The organism is Terrabacter sp. GCM10028922, from assembly GCF_042666095.1.
In the GTDB taxonomy this organism is placed as follows: Bacteria; Actinomycetota; Actinomycetes; order Actinomycetales; family Dermatophilaceae; genus Terrabacter.
On sequence record NZ_JBHTFG010000002.1, the window covers coordinates 457,107 to 472,303 of the forward strand.

14 protein-coding genes are annotated in these 15,197 nt (G+C 68.6%); 9 read left to right on the plus strand and 5 right to left on the minus strand.

Annotated elements, in window-relative coordinates; genetic code table 11:
- The first annotated feature begins 182 nt into the window (after positions 1-182).
- From mraY to ACFQU3_RS03570, 4 genes are all read left to right on the plus strand, one after another.
- Positions 183-1,295 carry a phospho-N-acetylmuramoyl-pentapeptide-transferase gene (gene mraY, locus ACFQU3_RS03555; RefSeq protein ID WP_385906538.1) on the plus strand — a complete coding sequence of 371 codons (1,113 nt, stop codon included), beginning with the start codon at positions 183-185 and terminating at the stop codon, positions 1,293-1,295.
- A 766-nt stretch (positions 1,296-2,061) separates the two neighbouring features.
- The gene (locus tag ACFQU3_RS03560) at positions 2,062-2,244 is read left to right on the plus strand and encodes a hypothetical protein (RefSeq protein WP_385906541.1); all 183 of its coding nucleotides are present in this window, start codon (positions 2,062-2,064) and stop codon (positions 2,242-2,244) included.
- 621 nt (positions 2,245-2,865) lie between these two features.
- A complete protein-coding gene (locus ACFQU3_RS03565) occupies positions 2,866-3,750 on the plus strand; it encodes a methyltransferase domain-containing protein (protein WP_385906544.1) in 885 nt (294 codons plus the stop codon).
- Positions 3,751-3,819: 69 nt separating this feature from the next.
- Positions 3,820-4,101, plus strand: coding sequence for a hypothetical protein (locus tag ACFQU3_RS03570; protein ID WP_385906546.1), 282 nt, complete (start codon positions 3,820-3,822; stop codon positions 4,099-4,101).
- Positions 4,102-4,333: 232 nt separating this feature from the next.
- Here ACFQU3_RS03570 and ACFQU3_RS03575 read toward each other — a convergent pair whose 3' ends face one another.
- Both ACFQU3_RS03575 and ACFQU3_RS03580 read right to left on the minus strand, forming a co-directional pair.
- The gene (locus ACFQU3_RS03575; protein WP_385906548.1) at positions 4,334-4,921 is read right to left on the minus strand and encodes a GNAT family N-acetyltransferase; all 588 of its coding nucleotides are present in this window, start codon (positions 4,919-4,921) and stop codon (positions 4,334-4,336) included.
- Between the two features lie 540 nt (positions 4,922-5,461).
- Positions 5,462-6,109 carry a class I SAM-dependent methyltransferase gene (locus ACFQU3_RS03580; protein ID WP_385906551.1) on the minus strand — a complete coding sequence of 216 codons (648 nt, stop codon included), beginning with the start codon at positions 6,107-6,109 and terminating at the stop codon, positions 5,462-5,464.
- Positions 6,110-6,360: 251 nt separating this feature from the next.
- Here ACFQU3_RS03580 and ACFQU3_RS03585 point away from each other — a divergent pair, with 251 nt between their 5' ends.
- A complete protein-coding gene (locus ACFQU3_RS03585) occupies positions 6,361-6,771 on the plus strand; it encodes a VOC family protein (protein ID WP_385906554.1) in 411 nt (136 codons plus the stop codon).
- A 195-nt stretch (positions 6,772-6,966) separates the two neighbouring features.
- A complete protein-coding gene (locus ACFQU3_RS03590; protein ID WP_385906557.1) occupies positions 6,967-7,560 on the plus strand; it encodes a YdeI family protein in 594 nt (197 codons plus the stop codon).
- 292 nt (positions 7,561-7,852) lie between these two features.
- On the opposite strand, the gene ACFQU3_RS03595 is transcribed toward ACFQU3_RS03590, so the two are convergent.
- Together ACFQU3_RS03595 and ACFQU3_RS03600 are read right to left on the minus strand one after the other, a co-directional pair.
- On the minus strand, positions 7,853-8,422 hold the full coding sequence (locus tag ACFQU3_RS03595; RefSeq protein ID WP_385906560.1) for a dihydrofolate reductase family protein: 570 nt from the start codon (positions 8,420-8,422) through the stop codon (positions 7,853-7,855).
- A gap of 444 nt (positions 8,423-8,866) precedes the next feature.
- A complete protein-coding gene (locus ACFQU3_RS03600; protein WP_385906563.1) occupies positions 8,867-9,295 on the minus strand; it encodes a homocysteine S-methyltransferase family protein in 429 nt (142 codons plus the stop codon).
- Positions 9,296-9,430: 135 nt separating this feature from the next.
- Here ACFQU3_RS03600 and ACFQU3_RS03605 point away from each other — a divergent pair, with 135 nt between their 5' ends.
- Positions 9,431-12,952, plus strand: coding sequence for an ATP-binding cassette domain-containing protein (locus ACFQU3_RS03605; protein ID WP_385906623.1), 3,522 nt, complete (start codon positions 9,431-9,433; stop codon positions 12,950-12,952).
- Positions 12,953-13,045: 93 nt separating this feature from the next.
- Here ACFQU3_RS03605 and ACFQU3_RS03610 read toward each other — a convergent pair whose 3' ends face one another.
- Entirely contained in the window at positions 13,046-13,267 is a 222-nt protein-coding gene (locus ACFQU3_RS03610) for a hypothetical protein (RefSeq protein WP_385906566.1), read from the minus strand.
- 609 nt (positions 13,268-13,876) lie between these two features.
- Here ACFQU3_RS03610 and ACFQU3_RS03615 point away from each other — a divergent pair.
- The gene (locus ACFQU3_RS03615; RefSeq protein WP_385906569.1) at positions 13,877-14,425 is read left to right on the plus strand and encodes a DUF1062 domain-containing protein; all 549 of its coding nucleotides are present in this window, start codon (positions 13,877-13,879) and stop codon (positions 14,423-14,425) included.
- Between the two features lie 145 nt (positions 14,426-14,570).
- A complete protein-coding gene (locus ACFQU3_RS03620) occupies positions 14,571-15,014 on the plus strand; it encodes a hypothetical protein (RefSeq protein WP_385906572.1) in 444 nt (147 codons plus the stop codon).
- Positions 15,015-15,197 lie beyond the last annotated feature (183 nt).

The following is a 15,197-nucleotide window of genomic DNA, read 5'->3' on the forward strand; positions in this document are numbered from 1 at the left end:
GAGGTGTGAACGGAGCCGGGTGCAAGCCCGCCACTCGGCGACACGCCCGTTCGGAACCGGGCCAGCGACGCCCTGTCACCTAGGGTTGACGGGCGACCTGGCCGGCCACGCGGTCAAGGTACGCCGGCACGCTCGGTGACGGCGCAACCCGACCGTGGAGGAAAGGGCGGGCAACCGGGACGATGGTCAACGTTCTCCTGGCCGGCGCGATCTCGATGGCTGTCGCGCTCCTGTGCACGAAGCCGTTCATCCGACTGCTGGTCCGGCATCGGTACGGCCAGTTCATCAGAGACGATCTCGTGCACCACCACGTCAAGCGCGGTAAGCCCACCATGGGGGGCGCGGTGATCATCGGAGCAGCACTCGTCGGCTACTTCGCCTCGCACGCGATCTTGGAGGCGCTCGGCGCGGCTGGGGTTCTCAAGGCGAGCCACCGAAGCATGTCGCTGAGCGCCCTGCTCGTGTTGTTCCTGCTCATCGGACTTGGCGGCGTCGGGTTCCTTGACGACTACATCAAGATTCGCAAGGAGCGCAGCCTTGGCCTCACGTCCAAGCAGAAGCTTCTGGGTCAAACCCTCGTCACCGTCGTCTTCGCCCTCGGCGCTCTGCTCTTGACCAACACAGACGGACGAACACCGGCGTCGACGGCGGTCTCCTTCATTCGAGACACCGATCTCGACCTCGCCGTCGCAGGCCCGGTGGGGGGCCTGCTTCTCTTCATCCTGTGGGCGAGCGTTCTCATCGCCGGGGCCTCGAACGGCGTCAACATCACCGACGGTCTGGACGGCCTGGCACCGGGCGCGTCGGTCATGGTGTTCGGCGCCTACACAGTCATCGCGCTTTGGCAGTACAACCAAGGCTGTACGGTCGCGCCGGGGCCAAGCTGCTACGACGTGAGCGACGCGCGCGACCTCGCCGTCGTCTCGTGCGCCATCGCCGGCGCGTGCTTCGGGTTCCTGTGGTGGAACGCCTCCCCGGCCGAGATCATCATGGGCGACACCGGCTCCCTGTCGCTGGGCGCAGCCCTGGCCGGGCTCGCCATCATGACCCGCACCCAGCTGCTGCTGGTGGTCCTCGGCGGCCTCTTCGTCATCATCACCGCCTCGGTGATCATCCAGGTGATCAGCTTCAAGCTGACCGGCAAGCGAGTCTTCAAGATCGCGCCCCTGCACCACCACTTCGAGATGGTCGGATGGTCCGAAGTAACCATCGTGGCGCGCTTCTGGATCATCGCTGGCCTCTGCGCCTCAGCGGGCCTTGCTCTGTTCTATGGAGAGTGGCTGGCAAACCGCTAGTGAGGCGCACGACGATGCAGAGGGCCCGGATCACCGTTTGGCCGGCGGGGCTCTCCGGCCTCTTCCAAGCGAGGCTCGACAGTCGTCGGTCCGGCTGCGCGGCAGACGAAGAAGCCTCCGCGGCAGGCGAGCTCAGCCGCCCACAACGCGGCAGAGCGGACGTGTGACACGGCGGTTACCCGGACTCCCGGCCCGGCAGCGGCGAGCCGCGAAGAAGGGCTTCGTACCCTTCGCGTGCGTCCTCGTCCACGAGCGGTTGCTGGTTCGAGTAGCGCCCGTCCGTTCGATCGTGCTTGGGCCCAGACATCCAGCACCTTTACCCGTGTCTACGTCGTAGAAGTTGGAGTCAGAATTGGCCCTCGCGGTCCCCGTCATGCGGGCCAAAGTGCGGCCGTGTACGTATGCCGTCCGCCACCTAGGCGTGAAGCGCACCCGAGCGATCCAAGCCGGCCCGCGGTCGGTGTTGTACCCGGTCTTGACCTGGAGATGCATGATCCGCTCGGCCACGGTCGAAGCGTAGAGCTGCGGACTGCGGTGCACCCCAGTGTTTCCGTCCCTCGCGGCATGATCGGCCGACGTCTGGGTTCGCAGATGCTGGCTGCCCGGCGATCCGGTTCCGACAGATTCACGGTGAACGGACCGCTGGCGAGCCGCAGATTCCTAGAGCGCAGGGTGACTCATGGCCGAGCGCAAGCGGAGCCGCCTTCCGCGAGATGCGTGCCCAAGGTCGACGGTCGAAGTCCACGTCCACGGGTACCGTCGAGCGATGAGCCAAGAACCTGCCAAGGACCCCGTGCAAACGCGCGCCGAGCTTCTTCCCGAGGAGCAGGCAGCAGGCAGCGATGACCCAGAGATGCAGGCCCGTGCGATTCTCGCCGAGTCGGACGAGCGGACGGAGCACCCGGAGCGCACGCGACACGCGTCCACCCAGACGCCGGACGAGGCGTAAGGACACCGAGACGTTTGTTCATCAAGCGCTGCTCCACCAACGGCGGCATGAGCCAGCGCTGTGCATGCGGTGCTCCACCCCAGCCGGACGGTCTGGTCAGCCGACGCCGCCGATGCCGATCGGCACATCGCGCTGCTTCCCGCAGTCGAGGCACTCTTGGTAGCGGGCCCCGGCGTCGGTGCTGTTTGGATATCGGTGCGTCCGCCAGCGGTGCCAGACATGAAGACGGCACGACCATCGACCTTTGCGACGTTGCTCCTGGCCGGGCTCTCCGCGCGTTTGCTCATCCATGGCTAAATGGTCCTCCGCCGCCGGCTGGACGTCTGGGGAACACGGTCGACGGAGCCGCACCTTTCCTCGCCTGCCAGTGCACCTTGTCGCGGCGTGAACGCCTGCACATGTAGCGGCCCGGTCAGCGGCCACCTCTACCGGAGAGGTGTGACGTGCAGCTCGTGGCCGTGGCGATTCCCACGATCGGTTTCGGGCAGCGTGCTGCTGCTGCTGGCCTCCCTCCCCGTCCTCCGTCTTCGACTTTGGGTGTGGCTCTTACCGCGTCCGTGAGTCGCGCGGTGTGGGCCGCCGCCCTTGTCAAGGTCTGTTCGTGCGAGGACAGTGCGCTGCATGACCCAGCCGGCTCGAGAGCAGCTCGAGGCCTTCCTGCACGACGGCGACCGGGCGATCTGGTCCACCGCCGCGCTGGTGCTGGCGCTTCAGGATGCGGCCTCGGAGGAGCAGCACGCGGCGGCACATGCGGTTCTGGAGGCGAGTGGTCTGGACGGGGTGGCCAGCCTGGGAGCCGATGAGGCTGGCGGCCTGGCGGCGCAGGCGGCTGCGCCTGTCCATCAGGTCGCTGGCCTGCTTCGAGGTGAGGGACAGATGTGGGCCGCGCAGTCGGACGAGGCGCTGATCGCGCAGGGGCGGGCGAGTGCTCGGGGCGCGGCCGGCTTTGCTGAGTTCGGCCTGCCGATGTTGGCAGGCCTGGGTGAGGCGTTCGCCGATGGGGCGCGAATGCTCGACGTCGGCACCGGGGTCGGCGCCATGGCTGTGGCCTATGCGCAGCTGTTCCCTCACCTGACGGTCGTCGGGATCGACGTCCTGCCTCGAGTCCTGGCGCTGGCGGCACAGACGGTGGCCGCGAGCTCGGTCGGTGACCGGGTCATCCTGCGCGAGCAGGACGTCAGCTCTTTGGACGAGACAGAGACATACGCCTTTGCGTGGGTGCCGGCCCCCTTCCTGCCGGCTTCGGCTCTCGCCGCCGGTGTCCCGCGCGTCGGGAACTCTCTGCGGGTCGGTGGGTGGCTGATGCTGGGGCACGGGAAGTACGGCGGGTCCGCAGTCAACGACGCGGTCGGCAGGTTCAAGACCATCGCCTACGGAGGCACAGCCCTGAACGACGAGGAAGCCGAGGAGATGCTGCGGTCCGCGGGACTGGTCGAGGTCAGGACGGTTCCCACTCCGCACGGGAGCCCGGCGATCAGCGTCGGGCGTAGACCTCCGGCAGCCTGATTTCGCTAGGCGCGTCGACGACGGACACAGCGCGGCAGGACGGTGCGAGGGCCACGGAAAGGGGCGGCGATGCGAGGATCCGTTACGGTCCAGCGTTGGGCGGTCTTCCTCGCGGGCCAGGAGGAGCCAGCCGGGCCGCTCGTACAGGGATGGACGTATTTGTGGATCGGCGTCGGCGTGATGCTCGTGCTCGGCATCGGGCTGATCGTGTGGGGTTCGTTGTCGGGGCCGGGACCCTCGGGGCGCGACGTGTCCGCGCGGCGGAGCAGCCAGATGCAGGTCGGCGCGGTGCTGGTGGGAGTCTCTATGTGCGCGTTGGTGATTGCTTACCTGACGGCCGACTGGCCTTAGGCTCCGCGCTCCCTCATGGGTGGGCGCCGGACTCGCTGCTCGTGTGTGCGTTTCCGTTTGGTGCTGGGTCAGCCCGGCCTTCCTGAAAGCGGTGAGTCGAGACGCACGACGCGCGGCAGGTGCGGTCACTCGACCAACACCGTGTCGTGCCGGTACGAGGTTTCGAATCGGTGGTCGGCCGGCAGCCATCCACACCTGGTCCAGGGGAACCGAAGGGCGACCGGGTTGCGGATCAGTCGGGAGCGCTCGGGGCCACCTCGCGCACCATCACGCAGTTGCCCATTCCCTTGGGCCGGTCGTAGGTGAAGCCCTCGCGTTCGTACATCGTGCGGGTGCCGTTGTAGAGGAATGACGAGTTCTTCTTCCGGACCCCGCCGGTGTCGTGAGGGTAGCCCTCGACCAGGCCGCCTCCGGCCTGCGCGATCAGCCCGACGGCTCCGCGCAGGGCGATCGCCGCCAGACCCTGTCCACGACGGCCGCGCTCGACCAGGATGCAGGTGACCCTGTAGTCGGGCAGTCGCTCGGCCGTGGCGAGGTACTCCTTGCGGTGCTGGATGGTGGGCAGCTCCTCGGGCGTTCCGTACTCCGCCCACGCGACAGCGCGGTCGCCGTCGTAGACCAGTGCCGCGTGCGCGATCCCGTCGGCCACCAGACGTTGCTTGAGCGCCCGGTTCCCCTCGGCGCTCTGGGCCTTCTCCGCGCAGTCGGGATGGAAATGCGTGCACCAGCAGCTGGCGAACATGCCCTTGTTCCGCTCGACGAGAGCGGCGAAGTCGTCGAACGTCTCTGGCGTGAGCGCCTTGATCGTGAAGTCGGACATGCTTGGCAACGTACTCGGGATCGCGGACGTTCGGCGTCCGGTGGCTCACGCCGCCACAGCGGCGTCAACGCCGTGGCAGGGGAGGCTGGCGGACTGTTCAGACTGGAGCAGGGGCCGGCAGGCTCATCGGCAGACGGGTGAAGCGCGGCGCGCCGACAAGCGGCGGAATGACGCTCGCACTGGCGCGCAGAGTCTTGCGGAAAACACGCTGGTTTCCGCCCGTTCACCTTGCAGTTCGCGCGGCACAGTGTCCGTCATGGGGGAGGAGCGGTCCGTTCGTGGGGGATGGTCGGAGTAGCCGGTCGGGGGACCGGGTGGGGGAGTTGACGGGGTGGGTTCTGCCGGGGGAGTCGGCGGAACCCACCCCGATCCCGTTCCGGATGCGGCGCGGCTGACGGGCTCGCCGGCCTGCGTCTGAGACGGACCGTTTCTGGAAGCACGGTCTTGTCGCTCCGCAGGGCGGATGGTGTGCCTCTTCGCGCTCGAGCACCTCGACGACCCGGGCGACGGTGAGCGTGCCGCATGTCCGTGGACGGCCGGTCAGCCGTGGCCGGTGCCGGAGCAATCGGCGGGCACCCTGGCCACCGCCACACCCCCACGCTCGGCCCGGCGTTCGAAGCCGAGCCCCGTCTCTGCCTCCCACCGGCGCAGAATCTCCTGCTCACCTGGGCGCTCCACGTCGTCGAGGACGACGGTGCCGCCCGGGGCGAGCCGATCCGCGAGGACCGGCAGGGCCGGGTAGCGGGCCAGTCCGTGGCCGGCGGCATATGCCGGTGGGCCGTCCACCACGAGCAGGTCGATGGGATCGCCCCGCAGCGCTTCGCGTAGTCCGTCAGTCAGGGCTGCCTCGTCGTACCAGCGCAGCCCCGGTTCGGTGCGCGGATGCGGCATCAGGGGCGCCTGAACGATCGTCACATTGCTCCGGGTGCCTTCTCGGTCGAGCTGCTCGCCGACCCAGCCTGCCCAGTGGGCGTCGTGCTCAACGGCCGCCATCAGGAAGCCATCGGGCGGTGGACGCTGGGTCAGCAGGCGCGCGAGCAGGACCGTGCTGACTCCACTGCCGAGTTCGACGATGCGGCGCCGGCCGTTCAGGACGATGTCGTTGCAGACGGTCACGAGCCCGGCCGGACGCATCGCGCCCGCACTCCAAGGCAAGTACGGCCCGGGGAGCGCGGCGAGCGCATACATGGCAGCCTCGTCGGAGAAGCCCCGAGCCGTCGGCGTCGAGGAGTTCGTGGCGGGCATAGCTGACCGTAACCCAGGTATCTCAGCGAAGCTGAGTGAGCGAGGGTCAGGCAAGCCGGCCCCTGCGAGGCCGTCGAGCATCGCCACGGGATCGACACGGGACGAGGGACCGCTAGGACGTGCTTGCGACGGACGTTCGTGGGCCTTCCCCGCCTGTCTCAAGCTCCGGATTGTTCGTGTGGCAACATCGGCGGATGTTGCGACTCACCGATTTCATCATCGACTGCCCGGACACGATGGAGCTAGCAGCCTTCTATTCAGAGGTGACGGGTCGCCCGGTCAAGGAGGGCAGCCACGGCCACTGGGCCGGTATCCGGTTTGGCGAGATCGAGCTGGCCTTCATCCGGGTGGAGGACTACCGCCCCCCGCAGTGGCCCGACACCCAGCACCCCAAGCAGTTCCATCTCGACTTCGAAGTTGACGACATCGAGGCCGAACAGAGCCGCGTCCTGGCCCTCGGCGCGACCCTGCAGCAGGACTCCATCGGCCCCGACGGCTACGGCTGGCGCGTCTACACCGACCCCGTCGGCCACCCGTTCTGCCTCTGCCGCAACAAGGGTGTCATCTGGACCGACCAGGGCCCCACCTGGTCCAAGAGCGAGTAGAGCGAGTATCGGACGTGGGTCAGAGCCAGACGTTGGGCGCGGCGATGTGACGCAGGTCAGTGACGCTCGACTCGCGGCATGAGCGGCCTGGTTGACGCTCTCCAGTCCCCGTGTCATGAGCGTGCCTGATCAGCTGCCGCACCTGCTGGCCGTGATGCCGGCCATCCTGTCGGAGGGCGATGACAGGATGGCTATATGTCCGACGAGGAGACGCCGGAGGAGTTGGCCGGCCAGCCGGTGATCTCGTTCGCTACCGTCCCCGACTGCGAGGCATGGTTCGCCGAGCACTACGCCGACCACCGCGGCTTCTGGCTCAAGATCGGGAAGGTGGGCGCGGCGGAGACGGTCACCTACGCCGAAGCGCTCGAGGTCGCCCTCTGCCACGGCTGGATCGACGGGCAGAAGCGGGGACATGACGAGACCTATTGGTTGCAGCGCTTCACCCCGCGCGGCCCGCGGAGCAGATGGTCGCAGATCAACCGGGACAAGGCCGAGGCGCTGATCAAGGCCGGTCGCATGCGCCAGGCCGGGCAGGCGCAGGTCGACGCGGCGAAGGCCGACGGCCGGTGGGCGGCGGCCTATGCCGGCCAGAAGAGCGCGACCGTCCCCGACGACCTGGCCGCCGCGCTCGCGGCCGACCCGCAGGCCAAGGCGTTCTTCGAAACACTCACGGGCGCCAACCGCTATGCGATCCTCTACCGCGTCCACGACGCGAAGAAGCCAGAGACCCGGGCCGCGCGCATCGCGAAGTTCGTCGAGATGTGCCACAACCACGAGACCATCCACTGACTGCTGGCCAGCTTCGACGCTGCCCAGCAAAAACCAAGGTACGACGACTCTTACGCGAACAGACTGCGCTACGTCTGCGAAGTTCTCGACGTTGAGTGGCTCGACGAAGCCGCTTCCCGTCATGTGCGCGACGCTGTATTCGGCTCGGACGCCCCATAGGGATCAGGGTCGCTCACGCGCCCATCCGGACGATCTGCCGCACTGTCTGCGGCATCTCCAGATGTTCAGTCGTTGGGCGACACGAGTCAAGGGGAACGCGGTTGCGCTGCGCAACGTGCCAGGACGAATCACGTCAAGACGTTCCTCGCGCGGGCCGGTATCGCAGGGCGACCGCCCCCGACCGGAACTCATGGCGATCCACGAGCTCGAGCTGGGTGCGCTCGCGCAGACCGGCGAGCAACGTGGGCCCGTGTCCGGCAAGGACCGGCTGCACCAGGAACACGTACTCGTCGATCAGTCCGAGATCTGCCAACGCCAGGGGGAGCGTCACGCCACCCACGAACAGGCCCTCGCCTGGCTCCTGCTTGAGCCGCTGAACCGCTTGCCCCAAGTCGCCTCGCACCAGCTCGGCATTCCAGTCGACCTCGCTCAGCGTGCTCGACACGACGTACTTCTTCGTCCCGTCGATGGCCTCGGCGAACGGGATCTCCCACTCATCCATCCAGTCAGGCCACGTGCCCGTGGCCGGCTGCCGCCACGCCGACTCCATCATCTCGTAGGTCACCCGACCGAAGAGCAGGGCATCGGCTCGTTCCATCTCAGCGGTCCAGTAGCGCATCGACTCCTCGTCGGGGGGCAGCCCTGCCTCGTGATGGCAGCAGCCGTCGAGTGTGACGTTGATCGAGTATCGAAGTGGTCTCACCTCGTTGCTCTCCCTTGATGGGCGTAGCGCGCTTTCGCCGGACCGTAGTCAGACTACTGTCGGCGCCATTTCTCACCGGCGCCCGATCCCACCTACTCAACACCGTCGTGGTGCGAACCAGACCGCAGACCGACCGCACACCGAGCGCGCGACCGATTCGGCGATCTGCTCAAGTCGCGGTCAGCCGGCGGCTGTCCCAGAACGCGCGGCCGAAGCGGCTCCATCGCATCGCCGACCGTCGGCCCGCTGGCTGGGGTGCGTCGCGGCTCTCTTTGTCTCCAACCCGGCCACATGGTCACTTGCTACATCGGAAAGATGCTTGGACTCTTGGCCTTTGTTTACGGCGGCATAGCTACGTTCATCCTCGGAGCCGAGGCTCTCGACGCCTCCAAGAGGCCGGGAGCGCCTTCTGACTAAGGGCCAGCTAGAGGATCTTCTGGGCCATCATCTCGAAGGCGTAGGGGTGGAAGGAGGGGGTGATGCCGACGCGTCCGCGGTGACCTGGACCGTCACGCATGCGGCCAGGAACGCGCCGTACGGTCCGACGGACGCGGCCACCAGCAGGCCGGGGCTGGTGTCTGCCAGCTCGTCGCGTGCCTCCTGCGCGAGAGTCACACTCCGAACGACCAGTTGCCGGGCCGTGTGCTCGTCGTACCCGCCCGCGACGAACCCCTCGACGGTCGCCTGGTAGGTGGAGGTGGTCGCCACCTGCGCACCCGCAGCGTAGAACGCCCGATGTGCCTCGACGATCCGCGCTGGCTCCTCACCGACGAGCCGGGCCGTCCACAGAGCGCCGGTCAGATTCGCACCCTGCTGCTCGAGGACGGTCGACAGACCGCCGTCGAGCACGACCACTGCTGACGTCTCGTCCACGCCCACCATCCCGTTATCACGTGAACGACGCTGATGGGGCTGGGCGTTGGTGGCTCCCTCGGTGACCTCACGGGCTTCGAGGAAAACGGGAGGCGCACTGTCGGTGGTGATCGATAGCGTTTCGTGATTGTGACGATGACCAGGCTGGGGTTGGACGAGGCACCGGGCACGAGGCAGAACGGGGCTCTTCGCCGTGCGGAGCTGCCGGCGGATCGCGTTCCTGTCGACTGGCGCCGGGTCCGTCGTCCGCTCACACTCGTGTGCTTCACGATGTCCCTCCTGGGTGCCGTCGCGGCATCCCTCGGCTCGATGGTTGCAGGCCGGCTCGCCGAGCACGCCACCTCGATCTTGGTCGTGCTGCTGGCGCTGTGTGTCGTCGGCGGGGCGGTGATCGACACCGTGGCGAAGACGATCTGGGCGAGTGTCTGCGACCGGGCGGAGGGCACGCTGCGCGCGGACCTGCTGGACGCCGCGATGGCCCAGCCGCTCTCCGAGCTGTCCGAGCAGGCCGTGGGCGAGGTGTTGGACCGCATCGACGACGACACCTGGGAGGTCGGCCAGCTCATGCGCTGGGGCGTGTGGCAGGCCGTGCGCACCTTCCTCGCCTCGGGCCCGCTCTGGATGGTCGCGAGCCTGGCCTGGTGGCCCGCCGCCTTCCTCTTTCCGCTGACGGGGTTCGCGGCGTACTGGGTGGTCCGCCGGCTGCTGCCCCAGATCGCCGAACGCAAGGTGGTCGAGGAAGCGGCCTGGACCGACCACGCCGCCTCCACCGAGGAGGGCGTCGCCGCCCGCGATGACCTGCGCACCGCACTGGGCCAGGCGTACGTGCTCCGCCGGAACGCGCGGATGGCCGCCCGGGTCCACGAGGCACTCGACAAGGTGCTTCAGGTGGAGGTCCGGGTCACCCGACGCAGCGGCAGCCTGCTCCACGGCGCGCTCGCCGCTGTCGCGGTCGCTGGCACGGCCCTGGTGCTCGCAGGCGACCTGTCCACCGCGCGGCTGGTCACCCTCTTCCTCGTCACGACGATGTTCGTCGGCGGCGTCGACATGCTGGCGCGTCACCTGCCCGACTTGCAGGAGGGCTTCGGCGCGGTCCTGCGGCTGCGGCAGATGCTGGCCTCGCCGGCTGAGCCGACCGGCGGGCTGCCACTGAGCGACGGGCCGCTCGACGTGGAGTTCCGTGACCTCGAATTCAGCTACGGCACCGGCACGTTCGCGCTGCGGCAGGTCAACCTCGTCGTCGCGGCGGGTCACACGTGCGCGCTCGTCGGGCGCACCGGCTCGGGCAAGTCCACGCTCGCCTCGTTCCTGTCGCGGGCCGTGGAGCCACCCCGCGGCACCGTGCTGCTGGGAGGCATCGACGTTCGCGACCTCGACCTCCAGCAACTACGGGCCGCGGTCGGCGTCGTGACCCAGCGCACCGAGGTGCTCGCCGGCACCCTCGCGGAGAACATGACGCTCTTCGGTGACGTGCCGCATTCGCGCGTGGAGGCAGCGGTGGCCGAGCTCGGTCTCACCGAGTGGGTGGCCGGGCTGCCCGATGGCCTGGACACGATGCTCGGCCCGGGCGGCACGACCTTGTCGGCGGGTGAGGAGCAGCTCGTGGCGTTCGCCCGGCTGCTCGTGCGAGAGGTTCGCGTCGTCGTGCTCGATGAGGCCACGGCCCGAATGGACCCGGTCACCGAGGCGCGGGTGGTGCGGGCCGCCGACCGGCTGATCTCGGGGCGTACCGGCATCCTCGTCGCCCACCGCCTCTCCACGACCGAACGGGCCGAGCAGGTCGCCGTCCTCGAGTCCGGTCGCGTCGTCCAGCATGGTCCGCGCGGCCTGCTGGCCGTTGGGGACGGGCCGTTCCGCCGGCTGCTCGAGGCGGCCGCCCACGAGGTTGCCTTGGAGGAGCACCACCACGACGACGCCCCGATCGGCTCGGTTCGTCGCAGCACCACCCCGCCCCCGCCACCGGCGCTGGCTCCGACCCCGAGCCTGGCCCGGCAGGTTCTCCACGCTGTACGCATCCAGCCGCGGTGGGGCCTCCTGGGCGCCTCCCTCTTCCTCCTCGCGTCGCTGACCGGAGCGTTCGGCGCCGTCACCGGCTGGATCTGGGGGCTCGTCGTCACCGACCTGCAGGGCGGGCACAGCCCCGGCTGGCTCATCGCTGCCCTGGCCATCTCGCTCGTTGCCGGTCCGCTCGTCCTGTCGCAGGCGTTCCGTTCCTACCCGCACTGGTGGATCGAGGTTCGGCTCCGGGTGCGGGCGGCGGTGCTCGCAGGCCAGACGGCGCAGCGCCGGCTGGTGCGCACGCCGCCCGGCGAGGTCGTGGCCCGCACGATGGACGCGGACCGCCTGGCGCGCTACACCGACCGTTGGGTCGACTTCGTCAACGGCCTCGTCGTCGCCTCGGTGACGGCGCTGATCGCCGGCACGTGGCTCGCAGGGGCGGTCCTGCTCGTGGTGATGGTCGCCTCGGCACTGGCCTCTTCGCTGGGCCGCCGGGTCGCGGGGCGCTCGGCGGCGGCCGCCTCGACCGCGCGCGCCAACTTCGGGCGATCATTGGTCTCGGCACTCGAGTCGATCCGCACGGTCAAGCTCGCCGCTGCCACCCCGGAGGTGCACAAGCATCTGCGCCAGGTCGACGGTGGCCGGGTCGACGCGGCGGTCCGCGAGCACCGGGTCCAGGCCCTGCTCGACGGCGTGCCGATCGTGATGGTCCAGTGCGGTGTCGTCGCCGCCTGGGCGGGCTTTCTCCACGGAACGTGGCCCCTTGCAGTCACCCTGCTCGTCGCCAACGCCGTCAGCGGCTTCGACTGGTTCGGCCGGGTCGCCGGCTCGGTCGTGACCGAGGCGCCCGGCGTACGGGCGTGGATGAATGCTACGAGCGAGCTTGCCGGGGGTGGCGACCTGATGGTCCTGCCGCCCGGCATGGACCTGGTGCACGGCACCGCTGACGAGCCGCAGCCGGGGCCGCGTGAGCCTTTGCGCACCCTCAGTCTTCGGGGTCTGACCGCAGTCCATGACGACGGCACCATCGGCGTGCAGGACGTCGACCTCACCGTCGAGGCAGGCGAGCTGGTGCTCCTGCTTGGCCAGGTCGGCTCGGGCAAGTCCAGCCTGCTCTCGTCGCTCGCCGGGTTGACCTCCCACACAGGTCAGGTGCTCTGGAACGGCCGCGCCCTGGCCGAGCCGGAGGTGGAGCTGCGACCCGGCCGCGTCTCCCACATCGCCCAGGTGCCGCGGGTGCTGTCGGGGACCTTCACCGGCAACGTCGCCCTGGACCACGCCGACCGGCAGGTCGAGCCAGCACTCGCGACGGCTCGGATGGAGCGGGACGTCGCCGAGGCCGGCGGATCGGACGCGCTCGTCGGCCACCGTGGCGTCCGGCTCTCCGGGGGACAGGTGCAGCGGCTTGCCCTCGCCCGGGCGCTCGCGTGCCAGGCCGACCTACTGCTGGCTGACGACGTGTCCTCGGCGCTCGACGCCGCCACCGAGATCGAGCTCTGGGCCGCGCTGCGCTCCGATGGTGCGACCGTCATCGGCGCCACGAGCAAGGCGGCCGCGCTGGCGCAAGCCGACCGAGTCGTCGTCCTCGCCGGTGGCCGGGTTGTCGAGACCGCCCCTTGGCACGCGCTCTCCCAGAGGTGGGGCCACCTCGCCGGGTGATGCTTGGGCCGCGGATCGCGGATCGCGGCGAAGTGACGCGCCTGAGCGAGAAATCGCTCCAACTGCCGGGACACGACCTGTGAGCGAACCCGCTCAGCCTTCGTTGGCCACCGGGTTCTCGACTCCGAAGTGCTGGGCGATGACCTCGGTGGTCTCGTGTTCGTCGCACACTCCACTGCCGGATCCGCACTCGCGGTGGATTGCCAGTATCTGACGGGCGAGCGGATCGTGGATGCCGTTCAGTCGACGCATGGCTTTCGACCCAACGGGCCAACGGGACCGGCTGAACTCCTCGATCTCATGGAGCATGTCCATGTTCAGGGCGGTACTGGCTTCCTCGTCCTAGACATGTCGGTCCACGCTCCGAACCCTACGGAGTCGCAAACGCCTCTTGGTCGGCTCAGCAGATCCGCGCCGCGCCTCGTCTGCCAAGGCTCCAACGAGCGGATCACGGCACGTGCGGATGTAGTCGAGGGGCGAGTGGTCGCCCCTGAGTTCTCCGACGCCGTGTCGATCTGCTGATGGTTCGCTCGAATCTCGCCGGCAACGACGTGGGCTTTGAGGATGTGAGCGCGACGGAAGGATCACGCCGTCGTGATCGTGGTCAAGACATATCGATCGTCTCAGCCCATGGGGGAGGAAGCCTGGAATCGGTCCACTCCCGAGTGACGCGCGGGGGAGTGGTCATGATCGGTCGTTGTCCTGTCGCCCTCGTTGAGGGCTCGGCTGGTCCTCTCCCTCTGGTTAATCGATAGAGCCGCGCTTCCTCGCGCTGTTACGTTGCGGGCCGCCCCCATCTCCATCACCGAGGACCTGCCGATGCACATCCTGTGAGACCTCTCGAGCGCTGATTCGTCGCGCGGCGCGCATGCGCGCTGCGTTCCTTTCGCTTTCGAACTTCTCACGGGAAACCGGTGTATCTCTGTGCCAAAGACCTGGGTCGTCGTGCCCACCTGCCTGCCCACCATCGTCCGCCGCTGCCACGCGTGTGGTTCCGAGCGGTTCCGCGCGAACGGCAAGTTCCGCGTCAACGCGAACCACAAGCTCCTCGACGCCTGGCTCCTCGCGCTCTGCACCGTCTGCGGAGACACCACCAAGCTCACCGTGTTCGAGCGGATCAATGTCCGGTCGGTACGGCGTGAGCTGCTGGGCCGCCTGCACCACAACGATCCGCGCTTGGCGGCCGAGCTGCTTCAGGATCCGGTCGTGCGGCGGCGTAACCGCATCGCGCTCGACTGGGACGACGCCTGGCGCCTCGACACCGGCGGACCGGATGATCCGGGAAACGTGGCGATCGACGTCGTGGTCCGTTTCGCGGCGCGGATCCCCCTCCGGCCGGTGCGACTGATCGCTGAAGGTCTCGGGCTGTCGCGGGCCGAGGTCGAGAGGTTGGTCGCCGAGGAAAACCTCATATCTGCAGTCCGCTTGGGCGGCAAGCGCTCTGGCGACTTCGCCTTCACGCTCAGGCGCTGAGTTCTCCCGGAATCAGCAACGCCAGCACGGCCATGGCCGGGCGAGCGTATTCCCTCACCGCGGCAAATCCGGGTGTCCGCTGTCGACCCCCGGACTCGATTCGTTCCGCTACCCTCACAAGCCGGATCTTGGACAAGGGGCAAGAGTGCCGCTCGAGCTGGAACTCACCCTTGGCTCGCCCCTCGTGTGGCTGGGCCTGCCTCGCGGTATGTACCACCTGAGGCCGTTGCCGGCTGAGAGCGGGCCCCGCTTCGACGAACAGGGCCTGCTGTTCCGAGCTGACGAGTGGACGCTGTCTGTTGCGCTGTTCGGCCGGCCTCGTACCCTCACGGACGACCAGTTCGCACCGGCCCCTCCGCACCCAGACGTTCCGTTTGAGTTCAGCAGCGGCACAGGTGAGTTGCGCTTCTTGAGCGACTCCGACGAGGAGGCTTTGGTCGGCCGGGTCTTCCTGCTGAGGGACCTCTCCGAGCGGACGAGGACACAACTCCCTGCCACGGCGGCTGACGCCACGGTGACGTGGCAGTGGTTTGCACAGGATGGCGTCGTCTATCGGCTGCTGATCTGGAGTCCTGGGCTGGGGGACTAGGCCGAGACGCGAGGCTTCCGACGCGCTGTTCTCGTGCGCGCCATGCGGCAGAAGCGCACGTTGCACGCTTCCTTGGCCGCTCCGCCCTGCTCAGCGAGTGGGAGCGATGGGTGCGGTCGTCGGCTCGAGGGGTACCGGCGTTCCAGTCTGCGGTGCAGGCTTACCCGGGGCGCTGACGTACGC